This window comes from Maribacter algicola (assembly GCF_003933245.1).
Taxonomy (GTDB): domain Bacteria; phylum Bacteroidota; class Bacteroidia; order Flavobacteriales; family Flavobacteriaceae; genus Maribacter; species Maribacter algicola.
Genome location: NZ_QUSX01000001.1, coordinates 532,771 through 548,311, shown reverse-complemented (window position 1 = coordinate 548,311; position 15,541 = coordinate 532,771). Strand labels below are relative to the sequence as shown.

8 protein-coding genes are annotated in these 15,541 nt (G+C 40.3%); all 8 read left to right on the top strand.

What is annotated here, in order from left to right; translation table 11 throughout:
* The first annotated feature begins 48 nt into the window (after positions 1-48).
* Positions 49-3,834 (top strand): efflux RND transporter permease subunit, encoded by a 3,786-nt coding sequence (locus tag DZC72_RS02335; RefSeq protein WP_125221295.1) that lies wholly within the window; start codon positions 49-51, stop codon positions 3,832-3,834.
* Positions 3,831-5,045: a TolC family protein gene (locus DZC72_RS02330; protein ID WP_125221294.1), complete on the top strand. Its 1,215-nt coding sequence runs from the start codon at positions 3,831-3,833 to the stop codon at positions 5,043-5,045. The genes DZC72_RS02335 and DZC72_RS02330 overlap by 4 nt, the downstream gene beginning before the upstream one ends.
* A gap of 8 nt (positions 5,046-5,053) precedes the next feature.
* Entirely contained in the window at positions 5,054-5,581 is a 528-nt protein-coding gene (locus tag DZC72_RS02325; protein WP_125221293.1) for a DUF3347 domain-containing protein, read from the top strand.
* 9 nt (positions 5,582-5,590) lie between these two features.
* Entirely contained in the window at positions 5,591-6,820 is a 1,230-nt protein-coding gene (locus tag DZC72_RS02320; protein WP_125221292.1) for a permease, read from the top strand.
* Positions 6,821-6,822: 2 nt separating this feature from the next.
* The gene (locus DZC72_RS02315; RefSeq protein ID WP_125222566.1) at positions 6,823-9,315 is read left to right on the top strand and encodes a heavy metal translocating P-type ATPase; all 2,493 of its coding nucleotides are present in this window, start codon (positions 6,823-6,825) and stop codon (positions 9,313-9,315) included.
* A gap of 3 nt (positions 9,316-9,318) precedes the next feature.
* Positions 9,319-10,017 carry a PepSY domain-containing protein gene (locus tag DZC72_RS02310; protein ID WP_125221291.1) on the top strand — a complete coding sequence of 233 codons (699 nt, stop codon included), beginning with the start codon at positions 9,319-9,321 and terminating at the stop codon, positions 10,015-10,017.
* A 30-nt stretch (positions 10,018-10,047) separates the two neighbouring features.
* Positions 10,048-11,781 carry an efflux RND transporter periplasmic adaptor subunit gene (locus DZC72_RS02305; RefSeq protein ID WP_125221290.1) on the top strand — a complete coding sequence of 578 codons (1,734 nt, stop codon included), beginning with the start codon at positions 10,048-10,050 and terminating at the stop codon, positions 11,779-11,781.
* A gap of 546 nt (positions 11,782-12,327) precedes the next feature.
* The gene (locus DZC72_RS02300; protein WP_125221289.1) at positions 12,328-15,525 is read left to right on the top strand and encodes a SusC/RagA family TonB-linked outer membrane protein; all 3,198 of its coding nucleotides are present in this window, start codon (positions 12,328-12,330) and stop codon (positions 15,523-15,525) included.
* Positions 15,526-15,541: the final 16 nt, after the last annotated feature.

Sequence of the window (15,541 nt, the reverse complement as noted above, 5' to 3'; positions counted from 1 at the left end):
TGCTATTTCAAAACTTGAAAATGTTTAACTGTCTAATTATCAATGTACATGCTGAATAAAGGCATAAAATACCTCATAGAAAACAAATTGATTGCGGTTCTTATGCTCCTCCTATTTGTAGGATGGGGCATATTGAACGCCCCGTTTAATTGGAATATCGGTATTTTACCAACCGATCCGGTTGCAGTAGATGCCATTCCAGATATTGGTGAAAATCAACAGATTGTTTTTACGAAATGGGAAGGACGCTCTCCACAGGATATAGAGGATCAGATTACTTACCCTTTAACTAGTTCTTTGTTGGGAATTCCCGGGGTGAGAACCGTTCGAAGCTCGTCCATGTTCGGATTTTCCAGTATCTATATCATTTTTGAGGAAGAGGTAGAGTTTTACTGGTCCCGCAGTAGAATTCTAGAAAAGCTCAATTCGCTGCCAAACGGATTGTTGCCAGTAGGGGTAACTCCTACCTTAGGACCGGATGCTACCGGATTGGGACAGATATTCTGGTATACCTTGGAAGGTAGGGACGAAGAAGGTAATGTTACCGGTGGATGGGATTTACAGGAACTACGAAGCATACAGGATTACTATTTAAAATACGGATTATCGGCTGCTGGTGGGGTTTCAGAAGTGGCCTCCATTGGCGGGTATGTTCAGGAATATCAAGTGGATGTTGACCCGGAATTGATGCGACAGTATGGTATTGGACTTACAGAAGTTGTGAAGGCCATAAAGCAGAGCAATCAAGATTTAGGAGCCCAAACTTTGGAAATGAACCAGGCCGAATATCTTATTCGGGGACTTGGATATATAAAATCCCTAGAGGATATTGAAAATGCGGTAGTTGCATCCCAAGAATTTACATCCATTCGTATCAAGGATATTGCCAAGGTATATTTAGGACCCGCAAGCCGACGGGGAATATTGGACAAGGAGGGCGCAGAAGTCGTTGGTGGTGTTGTTGTGGCCAGATATGGCGCTAATCCTTTAGAGGTAATTACAAATGTAAAGGACAAAATCAAAGAATTGAGTGGAGGACTACCCTCTAAAGTTTTAGCTGATGGACGTACCTCGCAATTGACCGTTGTTCCTTTCTATGATCGTACGGAATTGATTCAGGAAACCTTGGGTACCTTAAAAGAAGCCTTGACCCTGGAAGTGCTCATTACCATTATGGTAATCATTGTCATGGTTTTTAATCTAAGGGCATCGCTACTTATATCCACACTGTTACCCGTGGCCATTCTAATGGTTTTTATCACCATGAAATTATTTCACGTGGATGCCAATATCGTAGCATTGTCCGGTATTGCTATTGCCATAGGAACCATGGTCGATGTTGGGGTCATATTGGCAGAAAATATGATTCGGCATTTAGAGGATGAAAAGCTGAAAGTAAAGGAAGATGGGAGTTACCTCACAACGAATGAAATTGTCTATAAAGCGACTTCGGAAGTTTCGGGAGCTATCCTTACAGCGGTATTGACGACCATTATTAGTTTTATCCCTGTGTTTACCATGATAGGTGCGGAAGGTAAATTGTTTCGACCCTTGGCCTTTACCAAAACCATGGCGCTATCCGCTTCTCTGGTAATCGCTTTGTTTTTGATTCCTCCCTTTGCGGCATTCCTATTTAAAAAATCAAAAAGGCAATTGCCATTCCACAAAATTTGGGACTATACACTTGTAGGTATAGGGATTTTGGCCATATTTTTTGGTTTTTGGTTGGGCTTGGCCTTGGTAGCCTTCGGATTCTTGGGATTATGGTTTGGTTTTAAGGAGACGGAAAATTTCAGGTTTTCCATAAATCGATATCAGTTATCGGTCTCTAAAACATTAGCAAACATTGGTATTTCCGTTTTGGTCATTGTTATTCTCCTCGCGGAATATTGGAGGCCTTTGGGCTTTCATAGGGGATTGGTCATAAATTTCATTTTTGTTGCGATTATCTGCTTCGGTCTATTGGGAATTTTCTCCTTATTCAAAACATACTATTCCAAAATCCTGCGGTGGGCGCTTGAAAATAAAGGACTGTTTATTTTGATACCTTCCATGGTATTGGTCTTGGGAATATTGATCATGAAAAATACGGGCAAGGAATTTATGCCTTCACTTAACGAAGGTACCTTCCTATTAATGCCTACTTCCTTACCTCATGCAGGGGTGGCCGAGAACAAACGTGTTTTGCAACAGTTGGATATGGCCGTGGCCAATATCCCCGAGGTTGAGACCGTAGTAGGAAAAGCAGGTAGGACGGAATCGGCTTTGGACCCTGCACCACTCTCTATGTACGAAAACGTCATTCAATATAAGTCTGAGTTTATGCGAAATACCGAGGGTAAAAGGCAAAGGTATAAAGTGAACGAAGATGGACTTTTCGTTTTGAAAAATGGAAAGCTGCATATTAACCCGAACAATCCTATAAACAATAACGGCAAGTATGATGCTACCCAACTGGTTGAAACGGTATCCAGAGAGGATTTGATTGAAGATGGCAGTGGGGATTATTTTAGAAACTGGAGACCTGAGATTAAAACTCCAGACGATATTTGGAATGCAATCGTATCTGCAACTAGACTACCGGGTGTAACCTCGGCACCTAAACTTCAGCCCATAGAAACAAGGTTGGTCATGTTACAGACCGGTATGCGGGCACCCATGGGTATTAAGGTCAAAGGACAGGATTTACAGCAAATTGAAAGTTTTGGTCTGCAGTTGGAAGATATCCTTAAGGAGGCTGAAGGGGTGAAGGAACAGGCGGTATTTGCCGACCGAATCATAGGTAAACCCTATTTGCTTATCGATATTAAAAGGGAACAGTTGGCTCGATATGGTATCTCCATAATGGATGTTCAGAACATTCTTGAAGTTGCAATCGGTGGGATGCCTTTGACACAAACAGTAGAGGGTAGGGAAAGATATTCGGTCAGGGTCAGATATCCACGAGAGCTTAGGGATAACCCTACTGACATAAAGAATATTTATGTTCCCGTAGAAAACGGAAGTCCGGTACCGCTTGGTGAATTGGTGGACATTCGATATGAAAAAGGACCTCAGGTCATTAAAAGTGAGGATACCTTTTTGGTAGGTTATGTGCTATTTGATAAGCTAGACGGTTTTGCAGAAGTGGATGTCGTTGAAAATGCCCAGGCTTTGATAAAGGAAAAAATCAACAATGGAGAGTTAAAAGTGCCTAACGGTATAAGTTATAGGTTTACGGGTACTTATGAAAACCAATTAAGGGCGGAAAAGACCTTGTCATTTGTAATTCCTCTGGCCTTATTGGTAATTTTTCTAATACTGTACTTTCAATTCAGGTCGGTCGCTACTTCTTTAATGGTATATACCGGTATTGCCGTAGCTTTTGCAGGTGGATTTATCATGATATGGCTCTACGGACAGGATTGGTTCTTGAATTTCAGCTTGTTTGGTGAAAACCTTCGAGATTTATTTAACATGAAGACCATTAATTTGAGTGTTGCCGTTTGGGTCGGTTTTATTGCCCTATTCGGAATTGCAACGGATGATGGGGTGGTTATGGCCACCTACTTGACGCAGACTTTTGATAGGGAAAATCCCAGCAATGTAAAGGAGATTCGTTCAGCAACTTTGGAGGCGGCCAACAAAAGGATACGGCCTTGTTTGATGACCACGGTCACCACTATTTTGGCATTGTTGCCCGTGCTGACCTCTACAGGGAAGGGAAGCGATATTATGATTCCCATGGCTATACCCATTTTTGGGGGAATGGTAGTAGATATAACCTCTTATTTTCTAGTACCTGTGCTGTACAGTTGGCAAAAAGAGTATCAATTAAAACGAGCTAACAAATGAGAACAATACCTATTATATTTCTGATACTGTTCGGGTTTAGCCTGAATGCACAAAGTCTGGAATCCTATTTGGAAGAGGCAGAAGCGAACAATCCAGAAATACAGGCTTATGAGCTACAATATAACATTTCCAAGGAAAAAGTGGGGGAAGCTAGGAGCTTTCCTAACACATCTATTAGCGCCGGTTATTTCGTAAGTGAGCCGGAAACCCGTACCGGAGCACAGCGCACCCGCCTCTCCGTGGCACAGATGCTCCCTTGGTTTGGAACGATTATGGCTAGGGAAAGCTATGCGAGCTCCCTTGCAGAAGCGGACTATTTGGATTTGGCCATCGCAAAAAGAAAGTTGGCATTATCGGTAGCGCAATCTTATTACGAACTCTATGTATTAAATGCAAAACAAATAGTTTTGAAGGAAAACATACAACTGTTGGACACTTATGAACAACTCGCCCTGACCTCAGTGGAGGTGGGGAAGGCTTCAGCCGTGGATGTATTGCGTTTACAAATCCGCCAGAATGAATTACAGCAACAAATTGAAGTTTTGGAGCAAAAGGCGTTAGCGGAAAGGTCTAACTTCAATGGACTAAGAAATCAGGAACAAAGTCTATCGGTTGACGTCGTATCGCAACTTGATATACCCTTGGAAGATTCTATGTACGAGAATCAAAACTTGGAATTGAACCCTGAACTTTTGCGATATGACAGATTGTATGAGTCGGTCACTAAATCGGAACTATTGAATCAGAAACAGGGTGCCCCTAATTTTGGGGTGGGCCTGGATTATGTTGCCGTTTCCGAAAGGCCAAATATGGATTTTAGCGATAACGGCAAGGATATAGTTATGCCAATGGTTTCCCTGTCAATTCCCTTGTTCAATTCATCCTTTAAATCGGTATCCAAACAAAATGAACTTCGGCAAAAAGAACTTCAATCTCAAAAAAAGCAACGGTTAAACTTGTTGGAAACTACTTTGGCAAGGGCCATTTCCCGGAGGAATCAAGCAAGGATTGCATACAATACTTCGAGGAAGAATTTAGAGCAGGCCAAGGATGCAGAGGAAATACTTACCAAAAATTATGAAACAGGTACCATTGATTTTAATGATGTGCTGGATATTCAGGAATTACAACTCAAGTTTCAGGTAAATCAATTGGAAGCTATAAAATCGTATTACGAACAAAGTGCAATAATTAACTATTTAATTCAATAACAACAAGTATGAAAAAAGTAATCATGCCAATAATGGCAATCGTTTTAGTGTTATCACTTGCTTGCAAGGAAGAAAAGAAAGTTGCCGAACCTGCAACTCCAGAAACATTGGTAGAAGAACAGTCAAAGGATATGGCAGTGGCATCTTTCGATGATGAAAGTACCCATGCTTTATTTGAAGAGTATCAAAAATTGAGGGTAGCTTTGGTAGAAACTGCTCCAGATAAGGCCAAAACAACATCTGAAGAAATGAAAAAAGCTGTTGGTGAGACCTACAGTGAAATAGGCAATTTGGCCGATGAAATTTCCAAAGCGGGAGATGTTGAAAAACAGCGTGAACTATTTTCCCAACTTACGGAAATGGTAGAACCTATTTTCAAAGGTTCCATTGAGGGCGGCGAAATCTACAAGCAATTTTGTCCTATGGCCTTTGAAGGCAAGGGAGGATACTGGATTTCCGATGCATCGGAAATAAGAAACCCTTATTTTGGGGATAGAATGCTTACCTGTGGAAAGGTAATCGAAACCATACAGTAAAGAACTATTTTGAGCAACTTTTTTAAACAGTGGGGTGAAGCTGCTTATACAACTACCGGATTTTTCTGGATGGCCCTTTGGGCCTTCATTTTGGGTTATGTCATAAGTAGTATGATACAGATTTTCGTAACCGAAAAGCGTATGCAGAAAACCATGGGAAAAGACGAATCCAAGGGCGTGCTGTTGGGTACATTCTTTGGCTTTGTTAGTAGTTCCTGCAGTTTTGCGGCTTTGGCAAGTGCAAAATCACTATTTAAAAAGGGGGCGAGTTTTCTGTCCTCCATGGCTTTTTTATTGGCCTCCACAAACCTGGTCATTGAACTGGGGATTATCATTTCCATTTTTTTGGGATGGCAATTCGTGGTTGGCGAATACATTGGAGGTCTATTGTTAATAGGTATTTGCTGGATTCTCATTCGCGTGATCAATCCCAAAAAGTTGATTGAGGCCGCACGAAAAAACCTGGATGATGAGGATGACTGCGATTCCATGGACGATTCAAAAGATTGGAAAAAGCAGATTATAAAGGAAAACAGTTGGGCAAGGGTCGGTAAAAAATATAAGATGGAATGGCAGATGGTCTGGAAAGATGTTACAGTCGGTTTTACCATAGCGGGCATTGTGGCCGCATTTGTTCCCGATGCTTTTTTTCAGACTCTGTTCATCAATAGTGGGCAAGGAAATATGGATTTCTCATTTTTTGAAATTTTTGAACATATTGTGGTTGGGCCGGTGGCGGCATTTCTAACGTTTATCGGTTCTATGGGAAATATACCTTTGGCCGCCTTACTTTTTGGTAAGGGAGTAAGTTTTGCCGGGGTAATGGCCTTTATTTTCAGTGACTTGGTGGTCTTTCCCGTACTCCGTATAAATGCAAAGTATTACGGCTGGAAAATGTCCTTGTTTATACTTTTCCTATTATTTACTGCATTGATAGTTGCTTCGTTGGCACTGCATTACAGTTTTGACTTTTTGAATATTTTGCCGGACCCTTCCCAAGTTAAAATCCAGGATAGTGCATATTTCAAGATAGACTATACGTTCTTTTTGAATATTGTATTCCTTATTGTTTCAGGTTATTTAATTTATTTGGGATTTTTCAAGAGAAAGGACGTGGATCATTCCATGAGCGAAATGGCCCCTAAAAGTAAAATTTTGGAAGCTGTTTTAAAGTATGTGGCTTATATCTGCTATGTGTGGTTGTTAGGAGGACTTATGATTAAATTTTTTGCAACATGAATATGAAGCACAAGTATAAAATAACGGGAATGAGCTGCAATGGCTGCAAAAACCATGTAGAAAAGACACTATCCCATGTTGAGGGTGTGACCAATGTATCCGTTGATTTGGAAAATGGGGAAGCCACTATTGAAATGGATGCTCATATCCCAATTGACCAGTTTAAGGAAGCTCTTGAAAAGGATGGGGGTTCTTATCGAATACATAATCATGGAGAGGCTCCCAAGCCATCCAAAAAGAAGAAGCCAAATGAAAAGGGTACGGGAACTTTTTATTGTCCCATGCATTGTGAAGGGGATAAAACGTATGATAAACCTGGCGATTGTCCGGTATGTGGGATGGACTTAGTTGAAGAACAGAGTACTGCTTCCCAAAATGGAGAATGGACTTGTCCTATGCATCCAGATGTAATCGAGGATGCACCGGGCTCATGTCCTATTTGTGGAATGGATTTAGTGCCCAAAGAACCTGACCTTTCTGCTGAGGAGAAGAACTATAAAAAGTTGCTAAGGAAATTTTGGTTGGCTTTAGGATTCACATTGCCCATTTTCCTGATTGCCATGAGCGATATGATACCGGGTATGCCCTTATATGATATCATGGAACAAAAATGGTGGAATTGGGTTCAGCTGGCCCTTTCCATACCCGTTGTATTTTATGCAACTTGGATGTTTTTTCAACGTGCCTATCGAAGTATCAAGACTTGGAACCTTAATATGTTTACATTGATAGGCATCGGTGCCGGGATAGCCTGGCTCTTCAGTGTATTTGGATTATTGTTTCCTGATTTTTTTCCAGCCCAGTTTAAAACGGAATCAGGTGCCGTACATATATATTTTGAATCGGCCACGGTTATATTGACCCTCGTGCTCCTGGGTCAGGTTCTGGAAGCTCGTGCCCATAGTAAAACAAATTCGGCGGTGAAAGAGCTGTTAAAACTGGCGCCGAACAAAGCAATAATGATTGTGGATGGTAAGGAAATAGAGGTGGCCATCGACCAGATTGAAATTAATGATATCCTAAAGGTGAAACCCGGAGAAAAGATTCCGGTAGATGGTGCGATAATCGAAGGAGAAACTTCGGTGGACGAATCTATGATAACCGGGGAGCCACTCCCCGTTCAAAAATCGTTAAACGATAAAGTTAGCAGTGGCACCATAAATGGTAATCAATCGTTTTTGATGAAGGCGGACAAAGTGGGTTCCGATACCCTGCTCTCGCAAATTATTAAGATGGTGAACGATGCCAGTCGAAGCCGGGCACCCATTCAAAATTTAGCGGACAAAATTTCAAGTTATTTTGTACCCATTGTGGTTATGGTATCGGTTATCACTTTTATCGTATGGTCCATATGGGGTCCACAACCGGCTTATGTATATGCTTTGGTCAATGCCATTGCGGTTTTGATCATTGCCTGTCCATGTGCCCTAGGATTGGCTACTCCTATGTCCGTCATGGTAGGAGTAGGTAAAGGCGCGCAGCATGGGGTCTTGGTAAAAAACGCAGAGGCCCTAGAAAAGATGGATAAGGTTAATGTGCTTATCGTGGATAAAACGGGAACCATAACGGAGGGTAAACCAACCGTAGAAAAGGTTGCGGCATTTGGGAGTGACTTTGATAGTAATGAATTGCTTGGGCATATTGCTGCCCTAAATAGTTCTAGTGAACATCCTTTGGCCGAGGCTACTATAAAGTATGCCAAGGAAAAAAATGCGGAAATTGGAAAGATAGAGAACTTTAATGCGGTAACCGGCAAGGGTGTGGAAGGTTTCTTGAAAGGTAAAAAATTAAGCTTGGGAAATGCCAAAATGATGGAATATGCCAAAGCCAATTTAAAGGAAAACATGAAGCAGGAAGCTGAAAAATTCCAAAGCGAAGGTAAAACAGTATCCTATTTGTCGGTAGACCAAGAAATCTTAGGTTATGTGGTTATAGGTGACAAAATCAAGGAAACTAGTGCAAAGGCAATTCAAGAACTTCAAAAAAAGGGGATTGAGGTAGTCATGTTGACAGGAGATAACCGTAATACGGCAAAGGCGGTTGCCGCAAAGTTAAATTTGGCGGATTTTAAAGCGGGCATGTTGCCAGAGGATAAACTAAATGAGGTTGCTAAACTACAAAAGGAAGGTAAGGTTGTGGCCATGGCCGGTGATGGAATAAACGATGCGCCCGCACTGGCCAAAAGCGATGTGGGCATTGCGATGGGAACAGGTACGGATGTAGCTATTGAAAGTGCTATGATAACATTGGTAAAGGGGGATTTAAACGGTATTGTAAAAGCCCACACACTTAGTAATAGTGTAATGAGAAATATAAAGGAAAATCTCTTCTTTGCTTTGATATATAATACAGTTGGCATACCAGTGGCGGCAGGGGTGCTTTATCCCTTTTTTGGAATATTATTGTCTCCAATGATTGCCGCTTTGGCAATGAGTTTCAGTTCGGTATCCGTCATAGGCAATGCCTTAAGGTTGAGAAGTAAAAAATTGGATTAATATATGGTAAAAAGAAAAACCGCCATCAAAATTAGAAAGGCCCATAGGTATTTGGGTATTTTTTTAGGTATACAGTTTCTCCTATGGACTATTAGCGGACTTTATTTTAGTTGGACTGATATCGATGAAATCCATGGGGACCATTTTCGAATTCAATCCAAAAATGAAGCATCTTTTACGGATTTAATAGGTCTTTCTGATATTGAACCAGAAAAACCAATATCCTCCGTAGCACTCAGGGATATTGGTGGAGAACCTTACTATTGGATAAACAATAAGCAGTTGTATAATGCCAGAACAGGTGATTTGAAACGGCAAATTACCGAGAAGGAAGCGTTGAAAATTGCAGCGGTGAATATGCGTCCTGATTTAAAAGTATCAGGAGTCTCTAGGTTAACAAAAGTTGGGAACCATATTGAATACAGAGGTAGGTCCCTGCCCGCCTATGCATTTTCATATGACCATGCAGAAAATATAATAGCTTATGTGTCGGTCAAAGATGGAGCTTTTCAGACGTTGCGACATAGGGATTGGCGCTGGTTCGATTTTCTTTGGATGACCCATACGATGGACTACCAAGGAAGGGATGATTTTAACACGATAGTATTAAGGGCCTTTTCCTTGTTGGGCTTGGTAACGGTTCTTAGCGGATTTTTGCTCTGGTTTATTAGTTCTCCCACAATTAGAAAAAGTTTAAAATAATGATTTTGATACAAATCAAATTTAATGGTCATGAATAGAAAAGTAATTTACATAGGATTGGCAGGTATAGCAGGTCTGTTTTTGGGTTGGTTGATTTTTGGAAAATCCGATGAAAGGGCCAATAGTAGTGCTGAAGTGCATGAGCATAAACTCGAAGGCCAACAAATGTGGACCTGCTCGATGCACCCCCAGATTATGCAGCCAGAACCTGGAGATTGTCCCATTTGCGGTATGGAGTTGATTCCAGCGAATATGGATGAAGAGGGTTTGGCCATGAACGAAATTAAAATGACCAAAAATGCCATGGCGTTGGCCAATATTAGCACCACTGTAATTGGAGATGGCAAGGACGACGGTTCAATGACTGATATTTCCTTATCTGGACGTATAAAGGTGAACGAAGAGGAACAGATGGTACAAGCAAGTTATTTTGACGGTCGTTTGGAGCGTTTGAATGTATCTTATGAAGGGCAAGACGTAAAGCGGGGACAGCTGTTGGCAACTATTTACGCGCCAGACCTAGTTGCTGCACAGCAAGAGTTACTAAGTTCATTATCGCTAAGGGAATCTCAACCAGCTTTGTACAAGGCGGTCAGAAACAAATTGAAGCTTTGGAAACTTACCGAAAACCAAATCAATACTATTGAGAAAACAGGAGAGGTTAAAGAGTACTTTCCTATATACGCAACAGTTTCTGGAACTGTTTTGGAAAAAATGGTTTCTGAGGGGGATTATGTAAAACAAGGTGAGCCACTTTTAAAATTGATAGACCTTAGTTCTGTTTGGGTTGAGTTTGACGTCTATGAGAATCAAATTTCTTCATTGGAAAAAGGTGAAAAAATAACATTGACCACAAAAGCCTATCCAAATAAGTCGTTTAAGGCTACAATTACTTTTATTGATCCAATTTTAAATGAAAGTACCCGTACCGTTGTTGTACGTGCTACTTTAAATAATCGGGATGGGATTTTTAAACCGGGAATGTTCGTTAAAGGAAATGTTGAAAGTTTAAAGGATAAGGAAGATGCTGTCCCTGAATCAGTTATGATTCCGGCGTCGGCGGTTATGTGGACCGGTGAACGTTCTGTTGTTTATTTAAAAGTGAATGGTGATACCCCTGTTTTTAGGATGAAGGAAGTTGATTTGGGCGGCAGGAACGGGGATATGTTTGTGGTGAATTCAGGTCTTCAAAAAGGGGATGAAGTGGTCACCAATGGAACTTTTACGGTGGATGCGGCAGCGCAGCTTCAGGGTAAAAAATCCATGATGAATCAAAATCAAGAAGAGGAAATTTCATCTAGTGAAATTGGAAATATGAAAATGGTACTGTCGGATTCCTTTAAAAAGGAATTTAAATCGGTCTTGCCATCTTATTTCAATATTAAGAATGCCTTAGTGTTAGGAAGTGCAACCGAGGTGTCTGAATATGCTAAAGACCTATTGGAAAGCCTTGTTTCTATAAATGAATCCGACCTCAATGACATAGGAAAATCACATTTTTCAATAATTATTGATTTGGCGGAAGATATGTCGAATAGTAAAGATCTTAAATATCAAAGGGACATTTTTATTGCACTAAATGAGAACATTGTTCCGATAATCATGAATATAGGTAAAATGGATAACCTGGTCTATATTCAAAAATGTCCAATGGCGAATAAAAATAAAGGGGCATATTGGCTAAGCATGGAAAAGGAAATTAAAAATCCATATTATGGAGACCAAATGCTGACTTGTGGGAGTATTATAGATTCGATTCAGTAGCATCTACGACTTTGATTATTTTTTAATATTAACAGTGTAGAAAATATTGCGATCTCAAATAGAATGTAATCATAATTTCAGCTTTTCTTAACTCACCTGTACAACTCCTAATTCTTCACGAGTTTATGTGCATTTTATGAACTTTGTATTTTTCTTTTTAACAAGCTCAGAGAAAGAAACTTTACACGATGAGTTCAGTTTGACTTGTGTTTCTGAATATTATTTTTTGCAGTATTTGCGAATATTAGTTAAATATTTACTAATTTTTCAGAAATATTTAATACCACTTGGTTTACATTGAACACCTAATAAAATCGAATCTTTCAATTTTTATATGGGCCTTGAAAGCCAAAAAATCTAAAAATTCATGAATTTGATACTTCTTATGGTAAGAAACATATTTGGATTTAAATCCCTTAAGGTAATTTTAAGAAAATTTTAGACTATTAACATTTTGTTTGGAGATGGCAAACTCGCTCCATAACTTTATTTAGTTTTTTCATTTTAACTAACAACAATCAATATTAACTTAAACCAAATTCATTTATGAAGAGTACATTTTTAAAGGGTTTTTTGCTGTTCGGGGCATTTTTATGTTTCGGGTTGGTAAAGGCTCAAACCGTAACGGGTACAGTTTCAGACCAAACTGGGCCACTTCCTGGCGCTAGTGTTTTAATTAAAGGTACCACGACAGGTACCCAAACTGATTTTGACGGTAATTATACGTTGGACAATGTAAATGACAATGCCACCTTAGTCTTCAGCTACATCGGCTTTAAGACGGTCGAAGTGCCGGTAAATGGTCAATCTACTATAGATGTAACTATGGAGGAGGACGCTAGTAAATTGGACGAGGTAGTTGTAACAGGGTATGGATCCCAGGCCAAAAAGGACTTGACCGGTTCTGTTTCTGTTGTGGACACGGAAGAACTTTTAGCCGTTCCTGCCACTACGTTTGCCCAACAACTACAAGGTAGGGCAGCGGGTGTAAGTATTATCAACGATGCTAGGCCTGGCGGTGAGGCTACTGTAAGAATCCGTGGGTTTGGTACAGTTGGTAACAACGCTCCTTTATATATAATTGATGGTGTACCAACCCAGGCTCAGGCCAATTTGAACCCTAATGATGTAGAGTCCCTGCAAATACTTAAGGATGCTTCTGCTTCTTCTATTTACGGTTCAAGGGCTGCCAATGGTGTTATCATCATTACAACTAAAAAGGGCAAATTAGGAAAGCCTACCATATCATACAACTCTTATTATGGTATAGGTTCACCTGAAAAGGACCCAGAGGCACTTAATGCTAGAGAATTGGGAGAGTACCTATACTTGGCCGATTTGTATGCTGGAAAAGCACCAAGTCACGGTCAATATACTTTTGGACCAAATGGCGAGGTTACAATTCCTGATTTTGTATTTCCTAGTGGTGCTAATGAGGGAGACCCTGGTACAGATCCAAGTTTGTACGCCTTGGAAGAAGGCAATATTTATGCCATTACACGTTCTGCCGATACCAACTGGTGGGATGCCGTTACTCGCTCTGCGCCTATTCAACAGCATAATATATCCGCTTCCGGTGCAACTGAAAGTGCAAGATATGCATTTACCCTAGGGTATTTTGAGCAAGACTATTTGGTAAAATTTGCAAGTTATAATAGGGTGTCACTAAGGGCCAACACTGAGTTCAAGGCAATAGATGGTAAATTGACCATTGGTGAGAATTTTACCGCTTCCTTTGATAACCAAAAAGGTAACTTTCAAAATGACCAAGAGCAAAATGCTGTTTCCGCTGCTTACAAGCACCATCCGTTGCTACCCATCTATGATATTGCAGGCAACTTTGCCGGTAGTAGGGGTGCTAATTTAGGTAACAACTTTAACCCTTATGCGGTTCTTGCTAGGGATCAAGACGATAGGACTTACAGGTTACGACTTTTAGGGAACGTTTTCGCAAATTATGATATTACACCAAATTTAAGTATTCGCACCAGTTTTGGTGCCGATGTTAGGGCCCAGCGTAATAGAGATTTAGGCAGGCCACAGCCTGAGTACGTAGAAGGTAACTTTATCAATAGTTCTACCGCTAGAGAGGAATATGAGTATCAGTGGACTTGGACTAATAGTTTGGAATATACCAAAACATTCAATGAGGTACACAATTTCAAGGCTTTTTTGGGTGTTGAGAGTATTCAACAATTTGAAGAGCGATTTGGTGCCTCAAGACAGCGTTTTGCCTTTGAAACTACCAATATTCTAAGCTATTTGGATTTAGGTAATGCAACAACATCTACCAACTATGGTTTTGTGGAGCAGGATTATTCGCTATGGTCCCAGTTTGGTAGAATAGACTATGACTATAATGGAAAGTATTTGGCACAGGTAACTTTAAGAAATGATTCTTCATCTAGGTTTCAATCAGCTTCCAGAAGCGCGATATTTCCTGCATTTAGTTTAGGATGGAGGGTTTCTGATGAAAGCTTTATGGAAAATGTGGATTGGATCGATGATCTTAAGTTACGTTATGGTTGGGGTCAAACGGGTAACCAACAGATTGGCGACTACAATGCCTTTACGACTTTTCAATCCAATATAGGAACAGGAGGTTACCCAATTGATGGTAATCCTTCCTCGCCTGCCATAGGTTTTCAAACACAAGCATTTGGTAACCCCAATGCAAAGTGGGAAACGACTACTACAAATAATGTGGGGATAGATTTGAATATGTTACAAAATAGATTGACTTTCTCTCTTGATGCGTATACTAGGGTTACTACGGACATGTTGTTTCAAATCCCTCCAACCTATACAGCTGGACAGGCTGAAGCTCCTCGTTTTAACGTGGGTGGTATTACCAATAAAGGGGTTGAATTTAATTTAGGCTTTAGTGATAAAAAGGGAGATTTTGGTTACAGTGTCAATACTAATTTTACACATTACACCAATAATGTAGACAAATTGGATGATAACCCATCTACCCGTTTCTTAGGAGGGTCAAGAAGGGTACCCTCTTTAACGGTAACCCAGGCAGGATCTCCGCTATCTTCTTTCTTTGGATTTAAAACCGTTGGTATCTTTCAATCTCAAGCAGAAGCTGATACTTGGCCAGAGTACGGTACTTATAATGCACCTGGAAAGTTGAAAGTAGCTGATATCAATGGGGATGGAGTTATAAACGATGACGATAGGACAGTTATTGGAAATCCGCATCCAGATTTTGTATATGGTATCAATATAGATCTTACCTATAAGAATTTGGCTCTGAATATTTTCGGTAATGGTTCACAGGGTAACGATATTTACAACTATGTGCGTTATTTCGCAGATTTTAACACGTTTCAAGGTAACCGATCTACAAGGGCATTGTATGGTGCTTGGCAGCCCACAAATCCACAGTCAGACCCAAGTACTTGGGTAGCTGCAAATCCAGGCGCAACTGTGCCAATTATGGACGCCAATGACCAAGTAAGTAGCCGACCTTCATCTTATTTTGTGGAAGATGGTAGCTACTTTAGAATTAAGAACGTCCAGTTGAGTTATAATTTTAACGAAGGTTTATTGGATGCTATTCCAGGAATATCCAGGGCTTCAGTATATATTCAAGGTCAAAACTTGGCTACTTGGACAAAATATTCTGGTCTAAATCCTGAAATTCAAACACCAAATAGTATTGATATTGGTTACGACGGAGGGTTCATGCCTGTTGCAAGAACATTCCTATTGGGACTTAATGTAACTTTAAATTAAAAAAATTATGTTAGAT